Genomic DNA, 15,201 nt, shown 5'->3' on the forward strand with positions numbered 1-15,201 from the left:
TGCTGATAAAGCTATGGATGAACAGATTAAAATTCTTGATACTATTAAAACCAAAGCTATCCAAGCAGCTCAAGATGGTCAAAATAGTGATTCTAGAAGAGCTCTTCAAAATGATATCTCAAGACTTCTTGAAGAGCTAGATATGATAGCTACTACTACAAGCTTTAATGGCCAACAACTCTTAAATGGTAACTTCTCTAATAAAAACTTCCAAATAGGTGCTTATAGCAATGAGACAGCCAAAGTAAGTATCGGTGCTACAAACTCAAATACAATTGGGCATACTAGGTTTGAGACTACGAATAATGCGATATTTTCATCTATTTCAACACTATCAGGCGTAGCAGTTAAATTAAGCGGAATTGATGGTTACCCTGGCGGTTATGAATTTCAAAAAATAGATAATGAGACATTTAAATCAGATGGCTACAAAGCTGTAGCTGAAATGATGAATGGCGTAAGCGATAAAACTGGCGTAAAGGTAAATGTAAATAATACTCAAATTTTGGGTGTTGTAGCTGCAGGTACCGTAAGGGATTTAATCATTAATGGCGTTAGTATAGGTAATGTAACTGTAAAAGCTAATGATAGTGATAACGCTCTAATTGGAGCAATTAATGCTAAAAAAGATGAAACAGGCGTAGAAGCTAGTTTGGATAACGGAAGACTAGTCTTAGCTGCTAAAGATGGTAGAGCTATAAGAATAGCAGCATTCTCTACTGGTGCAACTACCGTGTTTAGCGCCAAAGTTGGTGCATCCTTAGGCGGTCCAGCGCATAGTGCTGGTTTGGTTTATTTAGGAACTATCACATTTGTTCGTCAAGATGCTAGAGATATAAAAGTTGGTTTAAATAATATGTCTGTTGTGTCTGGTATGTCGGCAGCAGCTATAACTGTAGCTTCTATCGCTTCAGCAACTTATAATCAATCAAGCGTAAATTTAAAATATATGAATGCTGGAACAATTGATTTTGCTACCGCTAAGGCTATGGGATTTTTCGATGGTGGGTATTCTGGTGCTTATGGTCAAGCGGCTCAAGCCGGTGGGGTAAATACCTATGGTGGTGCTCAAGCTATGGTGGATGTAGCTGAATCAGCTAGAAAAACATTAGATAAACTAAGAGCAGATCTAGGTTCAGTCCAAAATCAATTAGTAGCAACTATCAATAACATCACAGTTACCCAAGTCAATGTCAAATCAGCTGAAAGTCAGATAAGAGATGTGGATTTTGCTAGTGAGAGTGCGAATTTCTCTAAATTCAATATCCTAGCTCAAAGTGGTAGCTACGCCATGAGCCAAGCTAACGCCGTCCAACAAAATATATTAAGATTGTTACAATAATTTAATCTGTGCTTCGCACAGGTTTAAATTATTTTTTTATTTCTTTACTTCGCAGACTAGCAAAGCTAGTCTTTGCGACAAAATTTTCGCAATAGCAAAATAACCTTAAATGGTTGTTTTGTGGCGAAAATTTGGAATATGACCCATTCCCTTGATCCCACCTAAAGCCCCACTTCGTGGGGCGCCCCAATTCTTTGCCCGAAATTTTTTAGAAATTTGAATTTTAAATTTATATTTCTTTTTTTGCGGATTTAAATTTTTGAAATATGAGAGAAATCTAAATTTTTCTTTTCTTTTTTAAGTGGGAAGGGGTACCCCATTTATGGGGACTTTAGTGTTTGCTACTTTAGCATGGACTTTGTTCGTGCGTTAAAAGTAGATAAAAATAAAAAGCGCTTTTTTGACAGATGAGTAGCGTAACAGCAAAAACGATGTAAATCATCGTTTGCGACGCTACGAAAGATAGCAACACCTTGGCTTCCCTCTTAATATTCCAAATTTTCGCCGTCGTTTCATCTACAAGATGGCGCCTATTGCGAAAATTTTGTAAAAGCCTTTCAAGGTGCTGTGCTAAACACAGATTTAACTAATTTTATTAAAAACTCTTTTGAGTTTTTAATAAATTTTAAATTTACTAAAAAAGATTTGGGGTGGATAATTGGAGGTACCCCACGCAAGTGGGGCTTTAGTGCGGGGTCAAGCCGATGGGGCTTGCCGCAAACGGCGACTTGTTGCCGTGCGGAGTTAAAATAGTTTGCTACTTTAGCACGGACTTTGTTCGTGCGCTAAAAGTAGGTAAAAATAAAAAGCGCTTTTTGACAGCTAAATAAGTATTTAGGGCTATTTTGCTATTGCGAAAATTTTGTCAAAATTCATAATTTTTGCGTTAATTTGGTATTGATATATTTGGAATAATAATTGCTTAAATTATGGAAATTAATATAAAATGCTTAAGATTAGGGGCTTGTGATGAAGATTATAAAAATCACGCTTTTATCGCTTTTGATAGCGGTTGCGGCTAAGGCTGCGGCGATTAAAGATTTGGCTAGTGTTGTAGGTGTGCGTGACAACCAGCTAATCGGTTATGGTTTGGTAGTGGGGTTAAATGGAACAGGCGATGGTAGTAGTAGCGAATTTACCATTCAATCACTATCAAATATGCTTCAAACAGTAAATGTAAAAATAGATCCAAATGATATTAAATCCAAAAATACCGCCGCTGTGATGGTAACGGCCAAGTTACCGCCATTTGCTAGACAAGGAGATAATTTGGATGTAACTGTTAGCTCTATTGGTGATGCGAAAAATTTAATTGGCGGGACGCTTTTGCTAACTGCGTTAAAAGGTGTTGATGGTGATATTTATGCTTTGGCGCAAGGGGCTTTGACACTTGGTGGCTCTACGGCAAAAGGCGGTAATCATCCAACGGTTGCAACTATAATGAGCGGGGCTTTGGTAGAAAAAGAGGTTGTATATGATATCTATAATAAGCCAAATGCGAATTTAAGTTTAAAAAATTCTAGTTTTCAAACTGCGATTGATATGCAAAATGCGATAATAGCGAAATTCGGCGCTAATTCGGCTACGGCTTTAGATCCTAGGACTATTAGCTTAAATAAGCCAGATAGGATTAGTATGGTTGAGTTTTTGGCTAGCGTGCTTGAGATTGAGATGGATTATAAATCTGAAGATAAGGTGATTATAGATGAGAGAACTGGAACGGTAGTTAGTGGGGTTAATATCAAGGTTGAGCCTGTGATTATCTCTCATGGAGCTATCACAATACAGATTGATGATGGTGGATATGATCCGGCAGCTATGGCAGCAGGTGATGTGGATATCGGAAATGTAGCGATAAATACAAATACAAATATGATAAAAATCAATCAAAAAGATATAACAGTTGCTAATATTACAAGGGCTTTAAATAAGCTTGGTGCTACGCCAAAAGAGATAATAGCAATTATTGAGAATTTAAAACGCGCCGGAGCGATTCACGCTGGTGTGGAGGTAATATGATGAGAGTAGATAATACTATGGCTTTAAATGCCTATAATATGGCAAATACCCAAAATTTAGGCAGAGAAAAAGCAGTTGATGATGCAGCGCTAAGAGAGCAAACTGATGCTTTTGAGGCGTTTTTGGTTAAGGAGGTTTTAGATATTGCGTTAAAAAATGAAAATCCGCTATTTCCAAAAGATCCAGGGGATAAAATTTACAATTCTATGTATAATGATGCGATTAGCAAGTCTTTAAGTGGTGGATTTGGGTTTTCGCAGATGTTGTATGATTTTTTAAAAGAGAGAGCCTAAATAAAAGTTGAATTTTTCCGATTTAGCCTAAGTAAATTAGCTAAAAGGAATTATAATGATAGGTTCTATAAAAGCAGGCGCTATCTATAATAGCAATGTAATAACGCCAAAAAATGAAGATAAAAAAAACCAAGAAATATCACAAACTCAAAGTAGCAATAATAGTAGAATAAAAGAGTTAGCCGCACAGATAAAAAGCGGAGAGTATAAGGTGGATATAAACGCCCTTTCTGAAAAAATCGCTGATTCTTTAATGTAGTTTTGTTTTGCTTCTTTGGGGTATCAAAGGAGCAAAATTATGGTAAAACGATATTTAGATGAAGCGATATCAGAGCTTAATGAGTTAATTTCAATCACAAATCAAGATATACAAAATATACAAAAAGCTGACCACTCATGTGTAGATGAACACACTAAGAAAAAAAATGAGTTAGTCCGCAAATTCGAAAAGACAAAATCACAATTAGATAGCGAGTTAATCAAATTAGCACAAGCAAATAGCGGAACAGATCTTGCTAGTATCTTATCAGATGAAATAAAAGATAAGCTAGGTGAGTTAAAAAGCTCTTTAGAGTTACTTCAAAAAGTCAATAAAGAGTATGCGAAATCCGTAGTAGTAGTAAAGGAATTTTACGACTCATTGCTTAAAGCGATGTTAGGAGCGCAAAATGGCGCTAGCTCGTATGGCGATGATAAAGGCTCTAGCCTAGCTGATGCTGAAAAACTACTTAAATTAAGGGTTTGATATGGGAATTTTCGATTCTTTATATACAGGAGTAAGTGGGCTAAATGCGGCTCAAATTCAAATTCAAGTAACAGGTCAAAATATCACCAATGTAAATAGTGATTACTACACACGCCAAAGAGTCGTCCAATCAGCTGCTAATCCGTTGCACTCCACGCCTGGCGATATCGGTCTTGGGACTAAGGTTGATACTATTATTAGAATTCATGATGAATTTACCTTCACCAAGCTTAAAAATTCAGCTTCAAATAAAGAGAGCACCGCTTATAAAGAGCAGATTTTAAAAGAGATTGCTCAAAGATTTCCGGATTTACAAGATACTGGTTTGTTAAATGATATCCAAAATTACTACCAAGCGTGGAATGATTTTGCTTCTCACTCGTATGAGTCAAGCCAAAAGGCAAATTTGTTAAATATCACTACAACTTTGACAAATAGGATAAATGATACAGCCTATCAATTACAAAACATTCACTCAAAAATCAATGAAGATATAGTTTTGGCAGTGGATGAATTTAACCGCTTAGGTCAGCAAATCGCTGATTTAAATAAGCAAATTCAAGCCGCAGAGACCAAAGGTGGCACGGTGAATTCAAATGATTTAAGAGATAAGCGTGATCAATTAGAAGCCACAATGGCAAATTTAATGAATATCTCTACATTTAAAAATGATATACTATCTGATAGCAGATATGGTGGTAGTATGACTGACCAAGGCAGGGATTATACTCTTAGTATCGATGGTATAACTATAGTTGAAGGGACAAATTTTCACCCACTAAAGCTAGATACGCAAGGATCAAAAGATGGATTTGCTACGATTTATTATGAGTTAAATGATGAAACTAGAGTAGAGATGAGTAGCAAAATCACCAATGGCAAAGTAGGCGCTATGCTAGATATGCGTGGTAGAAATCTTGATGGTGAGGGGAATTTAACCGATGGGACTATCACTGATTTTAGAAATAATTTAGATACCTTTGCTACTACCATGATAGTAAATACAAACAATATCTACGCTCTATCAGCTCAAAATTCCATGACAAGTGTGGATGTCAAAAATATGCTACCAGAGACGCCACTACAAAATCACAGCTCATATATAAAAAGTGGTAGCTTCACTGTAAATGTGTATAATGCCACAGGTCAAGTAGTCGCTACAAAAACTATAAATATAGACGCTTCAACTACGATGGATGATACAAGGCAGGGTAATTCTATTGTATCGCAGTTTAACTCAAATATAGATGGAAATAACGATAATAACTTAAATAATGATTTGGATGATTATTTTGAGGCGATATATACTTATGATGAGAAAAACGGCACCGGGCATTTGGGATTTTTGCCTAAACAAGCCATAGGGGAATATACTATATCAATTGAGGATAATGGGACAAATTTCGCCGGTGTGTTTGGTATGAGTCAATTCTTTGAAGGTGATAAGGCTGCAAATATGCAAGTAGAGCAAAGCCTAAGAGCCGATAGCTCTAAAATCAAAGGAAACAAAGCCCCAATCGATGGCGATAACACAATGGCAAATGAGATGATACAACTTCAAACTAAGCAAATAGATTTTGTCAATAAAGATGGTAGCGTGAAGAATGAGAGTATAGTTGGGTATTATCGATATTTGACTTCTGATATAGCTAGTAGGACTGAATCGGTAATAGCACTAAATTCAACTAATCAATCTCTATATGCTAGTGTATATGCCGAGCATCAAAGCATTAGCGGGGTAAATATGGATGAGGAGTTATCAAATTTAATCCGCTTCCAAAGCAGCTATGGAGCCGCAGCTAAGATTATAACCACGGTTGATCAGATGCTTAATTCGCTTTTGAGTATTAAACAGTAATGAATAGGCTCAAAATTGCCTTAGATGATGAACTATCTAGGGCAAATACCGCTGATGGATTGTATAGTGCTGCTGATCCACTTCAAGTCGCTACTAAATTTAAAGATAATATTGGTATAACGCTTATTTGTGCTCTTTTTGCTTATGGTAATGCCAAGGCTATTGTGAAGTTTTTAAATAGTTTGGAATTTGATATTTTAAATTTAGATGAAAGTAAAATTTATGATTATATAACCAAAAACAGTTGGCTATATAGATTTCAAAATAGTGTTGATGTAGCGCAAATTTTCATCACTATATCTAGGGCTAGAGAGCTAAATTTAGAAGAGATAATCGCTAAAAATATGCGAGATAACAAGATAATTTATGGTATAAATGGGCTAATAAAATCGCTATATAAATTAAATAATTATCGATCCACTGGGTATGAGTTTTTCTTTGGTAAGGTCTTTGATAATGAGCCAAAAAGCCCATATAAACGCTATAATATGTGGCTTAGATGGATGGTAAGAGATAGCGATATTGACCTTGGGGTCTTTAAAAATATCGATAAATCAAATTTAATCTTGCCACTTGATACTCACACTCACAAAGTCGCTCAAGCAATCGGTCTGTGCGATAGAAAGAGCTATGACTATAAGGCCGCAGAGCTAATTAGTAATAATCTTGCGATTTTTGATCCTAATGATCCGATTAAGTATGATTTTGCTCTATATCGCATTGGGCAAAGTGGTGCTTTAAAAGGGTTTTTGGAGCGGATAAAAGGGTAAATTTAATAAAAACTTGCTAATATAAGGGCTAAAAAATATTTAGGTAAAACTATGGAGACAAAACTTAAAAATCTTAAAAAATCTACAAAAAAGTTACAAACATTAACTCAAAGTCAAAGATCAAATTTGATAGAAAACATAGCTAAGGCAATAGAGCAAAATATAGATAAAATTATAAAAGCTAATGCTATAGATCTACAAAATGCCAAAAATCTAAGCCCAGCACTTCAAGATAGATTGAAATTAGATGAAAAACGCATTATAAATTTGGCTAAAAGCTTAAGAGATATAGCGTTATTAAAAGATCCAATAGGCAAGATTAAAGATGGTTGGATAACCCAAAGTGGCTTAAAGATAGAAAAAATTAGCGTTCCGCTTGGAGTGATCGCTATCATATATGAATCTCGCCCAAATGTAACGGCTGAAGTGGTGGCTCTAGCTATTAAAAGTTCTAATGGATGTGCGTTAAAAGGTGGCAAAGAGGCTATAAATTCGAATTTAGCTCTTGTGGAGATTATTAAAGATAGCTTAAAAGAGTATGGCGGTTGTGTGGAGTATTTTGATATCAGTAGAGATGAGATTATCGATTTTATTAGAATGGATAGATATCTGGATTTAGTGGTGCCTAGGGGAGGCGAGGGGCTTGTGAAATTTGTAAGTTCAAATTCTAGTGTGCCTGTATTAAAACATGATAAGGGCGTTTGCCATATCTATATCCATAAATCAGCAAATATCCAAAAAGCTCTAGATATCTGTGTAAATGCCAAATGCTCACGCCCGGGAGTCTGTAATGCTGCTGAGAGTGTGCTAGTAGATGAGGAGCTCTCTAGTGAGTTCTTGCCACTTTTGAAAAGTGAGTTAGATAAATTTGGCGTTATAATCCATGGTTGTGAAAAATCTAGCCAAATAATTGATTGCCAAAGAGCTAGTGATGATAGCTACTATAATGAGTATTTGGATTTTGAGATAAATTTAAAAGTCGTTAGCGGATTTGATGAAGCCATAGCTCATATAGATGAGCATAGTAGTGGACATAGTGAAGCGATAGTAAGTGATGATTATAGCGTCTGTGAGAGATTTCTAAGCTTGGTTGATAGTGCTTGCGTGTATGCTAATGCCTCAACTAGATTTAGCGATGGCGGGGAGTTTGGCTTTGGTGGTGAGATCGGTATCAGCACTGGCAAAATGCACGCTCGTGGGCCTGTGGGGGTTAGTGAGCTAACAACTTATAAATATATTATTAGAGGTGATGGGCAAATTAGATAATTACTCTAATTTAAATGTAAAAAACTCACTAATATATCCGCTATCACCTAGTCCATTATACTGCGTTATAGCTGCTTCTATATTGCCAACTTCTTGATATAAAAGCCCAAGAGCCAATCTAGCTTCGCTATAAGTTGGATTGGTGAGTTTAGCAAGTTCTAAATAACCAATAGCACTATCTGGGTGATTAGCCCCAATGCTTGCGACACTAGCTAAAAATAGCGTATTTGCGTCATCGATTTTTTCATTATTTATCAGCTCATTATAGATGGTATAGGCCTCTTCATATTGATTAGTAAATAGATCTATGTATGCTAGAGTGTATAGAATATCTTTAGTATTTTGAGTTGAAATTTTAAGATCTGCGACGATATTCTCACGCTCTTTATTTAATAATCCTGCGATTTGTAAAAGCTTGATATACTCTGTTCGTATGATAGATGCACCACCATATAAAGCGCCTTTATTTAGATTTGTTGTTAGGAATTTAAATTGTATATCTTTGGCGTAGTTTTTGATATCGTTGGTATTAAATCTAGTTGTTGAGTATATTATATTGGTTAATACATCATTTGGTAATTTCTCATTAAGTTTGCTTGTGGCTTGGGTGATTATCTCATCTCTTTTGGTTATGTAGGCTGCGATTATGTTAAATGCGATATTTAAGATATTATCATTTTTGTTTTGATCTAGCCAGTTATCTAGTGCGCTCTCATTGCTTTGAGTGAGCTGAATCATCGCTTTATAGATATTATTTGGTTCTAAATTTGGGTCTAAATCTATATTATCTAATACCTCATTTGTAAGCCGCCTACTCTCTTTGCCTATCATTTGAGCGCTCATTATAGCGTAAGCTCCAGCTATGTAATTTAGCGGATCTAGATGGTAGCTAGTCACAAAATGTTTATAAGCTAGAGCGAAATCGCCAAGCTGAGCAAAGGTAAGAGCTAGATTGAATTGGACAATTGAGTGGTTTGGGTATAGCTCTACAATCTCCAAAAAGTCGCTATTAGCCTCTCTTAAATTATTATTAAGTGCTTTGAATATGGCTTGAGATAGCATTGCGTTGGCTTTGGATACTGCTCCACTAGTCTTTAGATACTCATCAGCTACGCTATTTTCATCTACAAATAGGCTTAATCCGCCCTTTCTGATATACTCTATTGTCTGTTTAGGGTCAAATGCCTTATATGGAGTGAAATAAAATAGAATTTGATATAGTGTATTTTGGCTAAAAAATCTATTCATATTGTAGTTTTTTTGGGCTAAATTTATATCAAAAATCTCTGGATTTAATATAGTTTTTATAGGGTATGTATCTTTGACAAAAGTAGAATTATAGTCATTTAGCATTTTTAGGGTTTTGGCTGCTGATGAGAATTGACCAGTTTTAAGATCTATAAGAGATATGGATAGATGAGTTAATGGGGCGTTTTTCTCATCTATTAGGGCTTTATTTAGATATTGTTTTGCCTCTTTATACTCGCCAAGTCTTGCGTATAAAAGCCCAAGCGGTAGATTAGTATCATAATCTTGCGCAGCTTTAATAGCCTTAATAGCCTCTTTATCTTCGTGTAGGTAGCTTAGAATTTTAGATCTTAGATACTCTTTTTGGCTGGTGTAGTATTTAGAATCTGATAGGTCTAGTGTGTGTAAAGCCTCAATATAATAGCCACGATAGTAGCTAACTAATGCGTTATAAAACTCATATAAATTCACATCACTATCTCTATTTATAAAGGCATTTGCTAAATCTATATAGTATTTAAATAGCTCTTCATCGCCAATCTCTAAAGCACACACAGCGATATTGATAGCGCTTACTGTGATATTTTCGTTATTGCTAATGGCATCTTTAAAAGTCTCAATCGCCTCTTGAAATAGCCCTTGATTCATCTTAGATACGCCTAGATTATATTTTGATAAAGATTCATTATAAAGGGCGATATTTTCGTATAATTTTAGAGCTTCTACTTTGTTGCCACTTTCGTATAATTTGTTGGCTTTGATTAGCATGCTATCTATTTTAGAATTTTGAAATTTTTGCGTTATTGTCGGTGGTACAATAGGTTTTGGCTCTTCTTGTGTGATAGGCTGGGTAGGTGTTGGATCATCAGAAGAGCTAGAAATGGCTATGATGATAAGGATAATTAACAAAACAAAAGATGAAATAGCGATTATTATAAGCTTTTTATCAAATTTAAATTTAGACCCATAATTTATCTCTTCAGGCTCTTCTAACTTCTCTTTTTGAGCGGAATTTGAATTTCCATCAGAATTTACAGATGCCAAATTATCACTTTGAGAATCTATAGGGACAATATCATCATCAATAGATGAAATATCATCATTAGAATCGCTCTCTTTATCTAGTATTACTACCTCTTGTTGCTCTTTTAACTCATCAGCCACTTTAAATTCCTATTTTAAAAATATTTTTTCAAAACTTCTGGAATGGTTATTGTGCCATCGCTATTTTGATAATTTTCCATTATAGCAATTAGCGTCCTACCAACTGCTAGGCTAGAGCCATTTAGCGTATGTGCTAAGATATTTTTCTTATCATCTTTATATCTGATTTTGGCTCGTCTAGCTTGAAAATCACGAGTATTTGAAATAGAGCTAATCTCTCTATATTTACCCTGACCTGGTAGCCAAACTTCTAAATCAATTGTCTTAGCCGCACTAAAACCCAAATCACCGCTACACAACATCATATGACGGTGTGGCAAACCAAGAGCACTTAGCATATCGCTAGCACAACTTACCATCTCATCTAGCATAGCTTCACTACTATCAGCTTTAGTGATTGCTACTAGCTCTACTTTTTCAAATTGATGCTGTCTTATCATCCCCCTAGTATCACGACCCGCACTTCCGGCCTCTTGTCTAAAGCAAGATGAGTAGCAAGTCATCTTAATAGGCAATTTTTCAGCAGGGATAATCTCATCATTATAGATATTAGTTACTGGTACCTCACTAGTAGGGATAAGATATAGATCCTCTCCATCTACCTTATATAGATCATCGGCGAATTTAGGTAGTTGGCCTGTGCCATAAAGGGTATTAGAACTCACCAAAAACGGCACATTAACAAGCTCAAATCCACGGCTCATATTAAAATCAATCATGAAATTCACAAGCGCCTTTGATAGCCTAGCCCCATCACCCCTAAGAATTGTAAATCTACTCCCTGATATCTTAGCCCCAGTAGCAAAATCTAGCCAACCAAGCGCTTCGCCTAGCTCATGATGCTCTTTTGGCTTAAAGTCAAATTCCCTAGGACTTAAGACGCTTAATATACAGACATTATCATCTTCATCCTTACCTAATGGAACATCATCATCAATGATATTTGGCACACTTTTGGCTATTTTTTCTAAATTTAATTCTAGCTCACTTACTATGCCTAAGAGTGATTGAAGCTCTTTTTTGTTAGCATCTAGCTCTGATTTTAACTCGCTTATATCCTCTTTATTTTTAGCTTTTATGCCAAGTTCCTTGCTTTTTGCGTTTTGTATGGCTTGGATATTTTCTAGCTCAAGCCTTTTGGATTTAAGGTTATTGTAAGCTTCTAAAAGCTTAGCTAGCACCCCATCATCTACTTTTTTGGCTTTTAATTTGGCATTTAATTCATCATAATTTGTCTCGATTAATCTTAAATTTATCATATTTTTTCCTTAATAAATTCCCACAACATCTCTAACTTTGGCTATGATTTCATCTGAAGTTTTTTGAGCTTTTTTAGCCCCTTCTTTTAATATCTCTATAACCTCATTTTGGTTATTCATATAGTAATCAAATTTATCCCTAGCAGGTGCGAAATAGTTCCATACCAACTCATTTAAATAGGCCTTAAAATGCCCATATCCTTCGCCACCTTTGGCATATCTATCTTGTAAATTCCCTAGCTCATTTTCATTTAAAAATAGCTTAGCAATAGCATAGATATTACAATTTTGCCAATCTTTTGGCTCTTCAAGTGGAGTGCTATCAGTAACGATAGAGCCACACTGCTTTTTAAGCGTCTTAGCATCGCTAAATATATCAATTGTATTTTTGTAGCTTTTACTCATTTTAGCCCCATCAGTCCCTGGTATCGTGGCTACATTTTGAGCTACTTCGGCTTTAGGTAGAGAGAATATCTCTTTATAAGTGTGATTGAATTTAAGCGCTAAATCCCTTGCTATCTCTACATGTTGAATTTGATCTTTTCCTACTGGGACTATATCAGCATTAAATAGCAAGATATCGGCCGCCATCAATATCGGATAGCTAAATAATCCGTGATTTGCCTCTAAGCCTTTGGCTACCTTGTCTTTATAGGCGTGAGCTCTCTCCACTAGCCCCATCGGCGTAAGCTGTGATAAAACCCAATAAAGCTCTAAAACATCCTTAACATCGCTTTGAACCCAAAATGTAGAGCGATTAGGATCTATCCCAAGAGACAAAAAGGCCGCTGCTGCTTCTATGGTGTTGGCCTTGAGTGATTTAGCATTGCTTAAAGATGTCATCGCATGATAATTAGCTACAAATATAAACATCTCATTATCACTACTATTTTGTCTATCTATCATCGGCTTGATACTAGCAAAGTAGTTGCCTAGATGAAGTTTGCCAGAGGGCTGAAGTCCTGTTAGAATTCTCAAATTTTATCCTTTTAGATACTTTTTATTTAGCAATTTTATAATTTTTGTAGCTATTTGTTCAGGAGTTTTATCCTCCACATTTATGATTAAATCAGCCTTTTTGGTATATGCTTCATCTCTTTCTTTATGTAAAGCCTTAGCCTTAGCTAGATCGCTTAAAAGCGGTCTTTTGGCTATTTTTTTCTCTGCGTTTGGTGAGTTTAAGATACGCTCCATTATCTTATCAAAACTTGATTTTAGGTAGATTACCGTGCCTATTTTGTTTAAATTTTTAACCTTATAAAACCCGCCACCAGTAGATATCACAGCACCATTTACAGATTTTTCTAAAAATTTGGCTAAATTTTTCTCTATCTTTCTAAACTCAGCCTCACCATCTTCTTCAAAAATTTTAATAATCTTTTTATTAGCAAAACTCTCTATCAAGTCATCACAATCAATGGCAAAAACTCTCATTTTACGAGCTAAAACTCTAGCTACGCTACCCTTGCCAACGCCCATAAATCCAATTAAAATTATATTTTTATATGTCTGTCTCATTTTTTCCCTTATTTTTTGGTATTAAAATCACTGGAGTCCCGCTAAGATTAAATTTATCCCTAAGCTTATTTAACAAATATCGCTTATAGCTAAAGTGTAAAGATCTAGGCTTATTCATCACTAAGGCTATTTTAGGTGGGGCAAAACCAAATTGAGCCGCATAGAAAATCTTTACAACCTTACCATGATCTCTTGGTATAGGATGGATCTTTACAGCCTCTTCTATAAGTGCGTTTAGCTCTGAAGTTTTGATCCTTTGAGTGTAGTTTTGATATACCTCTTTTATGAGCGGATAGAGCTTATGAATTCGCTTTTTGCCAAGGGCAGATACGCTTATAATAGGCGCATAAGCTAAAAATTTAAATCTATCTCTAATCTCAAACGCCACTTTATCAAACTCACCATGCTCCTTATCCCATTTATTTAACACAATGATAACACCAAGCTCAAATTTACCCACTAGTCCAGCGATTCTCTCATCAAGTTCAGTAAATGGCTCACTTGCATCAAGCACAAGCAAGGCAATATCAGCTACTTCAAGAATCTTTTGAGTGCGATTTAGGGCATATTTTTCTATCCCTTCTATCTTGCCACGCTTTCTAATCCCAGCCGTATCAACAAACTCAAAAACCCTACCATCATAAACAAAACTCTCATTAACAGGATCAATAGTCGTCCCAGCGATACTGCTTACTACGGAGCGATTATCATTGACAAGTGCGTTTAATAGGCTTGATTTACCTACATTTACACGCCCTACGATACCGACTTTGATATTTTTATTCTCATAATCTATAGCTTTATTATCTAAATCCAACTCGCCACTATCATTAAAATCATCTAAAAACTCATCAAATTCATCGCTATCAGCTTTTAAATTTGATTTTGGCAACTGCTTATAGATCCACTCGCAAAGCTCATCAACTCCAGTAGCGTGGCTTACAGAGAGATTAAAGACTACGCTAGCACCAAATTCATTAAATTCCCAGCTACGCTCTTCATCTTTTTTGCTATCGACTTTATTTACCACAAGCGCAATTGGCTTATTTAATTTTAATAAAGAGTAAAATAGCCTTTTATCCACATCATCAGGAAGCATCTTGCCATCTACCATAAAGATTATGATATCGGCGTATTTTGCGGCGTTTAGCGTGTTATTTTTGACATTGATAAATAGCTCATTACTCTCATCTATCCCACCGCTATCTATCAAAATACAGCTCTTATCATCTATTTGAATTTCAGTCTTATTTGTATCTCTTGTAGTGCCGCTAACTTCGCTAGTTATAGCAATTCTTTGCCTAGCTAAGCGGTTAAAAAGCGAGCTTTTACCAACATTTGGTCGGCCTACTAGTATCACTTCTTTCATAAATTTCCTTAGGGATTATTGGGGCTCATTATATCTAAAAGCGTATTAAGTATTAATAAAATTAAATTCCCAAAAGATCAAATTGTATATTTTAAGTCAAATGATATAAACCTGTGTGAAAATTTGAAGTATTAAAAAATAGAGCTATTGTATTACTATCATTTGTATCGTTTATTTATCACTCTACTTAGCTACCAAAACACTCTCTTCTCACCCTTAAAAAAGAAAATAAATTTCTTTAATATTTTAAATTTTCTCAAATAGTATAAGATAGATAGTAAACAGAGCCATACTAAACGCTAATGGCGACTTTAAACTAGCTATTAAAATATAGATAATATCCCAGATGA

Annotated in this window: 14 protein-coding genes; 9 read left to right on the forward strand and 5 right to left on the reverse strand. The window is 35.4% G+C overall.

The annotated features are described in order from the left end of the window. The 9 genes from CCAL9328_RS10005 to CCAL9328_RS10040 form a co-directional block, all read left to right on the forward strand. Positions 1-1,342: flagellin B (locus CCAL9328_RS10005; protein WP_170000562.1), on the forward strand; the 1,342-nt coding region annotated here is incomplete at its 5' end. 704 nt (positions 1,343-2,046) lie between these two features. Further along, entirely contained in the window at positions 2,047-2,172 is a 126-nt protein-coding gene (locus CCAL9328_RS11215) for a hypothetical protein (RefSeq protein ID WP_283240783.1), read from the forward strand. Between the two features lie 139 nt (positions 2,173-2,311). Next, a complete protein-coding gene (locus CCAL9328_RS10010) occupies positions 2,312-3,361 on the forward strand; it encodes a flagellar basal body P-ring protein FlgI (RefSeq protein WP_170000563.1) in 1,050 nt (349 codons plus the stop codon). Next, positions 3,361-3,654 (forward strand): rod-binding protein, encoded by a 294-nt coding sequence (locus CCAL9328_RS10015; RefSeq protein WP_096013533.1) that lies wholly within the window; start codon positions 3,361-3,363, stop codon positions 3,652-3,654. The genes CCAL9328_RS10010 and CCAL9328_RS10015 overlap by 1 nt, the downstream gene beginning before the upstream one ends. Positions 3,655-3,709: 55 nt before the next feature. Further along, entirely contained in the window at positions 3,710-3,913 is a 204-nt protein-coding gene (locus CCAL9328_RS10020) for a flagellar biosynthesis anti-sigma factor FlgM (protein ID WP_096013532.1), read from the forward strand. Between the two features lie 39 nt (positions 3,914-3,952). Beyond that, a complete protein-coding gene (gene flgN / locus CCAL9328_RS10025) occupies positions 3,953-4,399 on the forward strand; it encodes a flagellar export chaperone FlgN (RefSeq protein ID WP_170000564.1) in 447 nt (148 codons plus the stop codon). A 1-nt stretch (position 4,400) separates the two neighbouring features. After that, positions 4,401-6,257, forward strand: coding sequence for a flagellar hook-associated protein FlgK (gene flgK / locus CCAL9328_RS10030; RefSeq protein WP_096023969.1), 1,857 nt, complete (start codon positions 4,401-4,403; stop codon positions 6,255-6,257). Continuing rightward, the gene (locus CCAL9328_RS10035) at positions 6,257-7,027 is read left to right on the forward strand and encodes a TIGR02757 family protein (protein WP_170000565.1); all 771 of its coding nucleotides are present in this window, start codon (positions 6,257-6,259) and stop codon (positions 7,025-7,027) included. The genes flgK and CCAL9328_RS10035 overlap by 1 nt, the downstream gene beginning before the upstream one ends. Positions 7,028-7,078: 51 nt before the next feature. Continuing rightward, a complete protein-coding gene (locus CCAL9328_RS10040; protein WP_170000566.1) occupies positions 7,079-8,293 on the forward strand; it encodes a glutamate-5-semialdehyde dehydrogenase in 1,215 nt (404 codons plus the stop codon). Here the strand turns inward: CCAL9328_RS10040 and CCAL9328_RS10045 are convergent, their stop codons facing one another. The 5 genes from CCAL9328_RS10045 to der are packed head-to-tail and all read right to left on the reverse strand — an operon-like array spanning position 8,294 to position 14,851. Next, positions 8,294-10,705: a tetratricopeptide repeat protein gene (locus CCAL9328_RS10045; RefSeq protein ID WP_349304203.1), complete on the reverse strand. Its 2,412-nt coding sequence runs from the start codon at positions 10,703-10,705 to the stop codon at positions 8,294-8,296. A 14-nt stretch (positions 10,706-10,719) separates the two neighbouring features. Continuing rightward, positions 10,720-11,964 carry a serine--tRNA ligase gene (gene serS / locus CCAL9328_RS10050; protein ID WP_096017852.1) on the reverse strand — a complete coding sequence of 415 codons (1,245 nt, stop codon included), beginning with the start codon at positions 11,962-11,964 and terminating at the stop codon, positions 10,720-10,722. A gap of 9 nt (positions 11,965-11,973) precedes the next feature. Then, a complete protein-coding gene (trpS, locus tag CCAL9328_RS10055) occupies positions 11,974-12,942 on the reverse strand; it encodes a tryptophan--tRNA ligase (RefSeq protein WP_170000567.1) in 969 nt (322 codons plus the stop codon). 3 nt (positions 12,943-12,945) lie between these two features. Beyond that, positions 12,946-13,482 (reverse strand): shikimate kinase, encoded by a 537-nt coding sequence (locus CCAL9328_RS10060; RefSeq protein ID WP_170000568.1) that lies wholly within the window; start codon positions 13,480-13,482, stop codon positions 12,946-12,948. Further along, positions 13,466-14,851, reverse strand: a complete 1,386-nt coding sequence (der, locus tag CCAL9328_RS10065; protein ID WP_096015634.1) for a ribosome biogenesis GTPase Der — start codon at positions 14,849-14,851, stop codon at positions 13,466-13,468. Before der ends, CCAL9328_RS10060 begins: the two co-directional genes overlap by 17 nt. Positions 14,852-15,201: the final 350 nt, after the last annotated feature.

This window comes from Campylobacter sp. RM9328 (assembly GCF_012978615.1).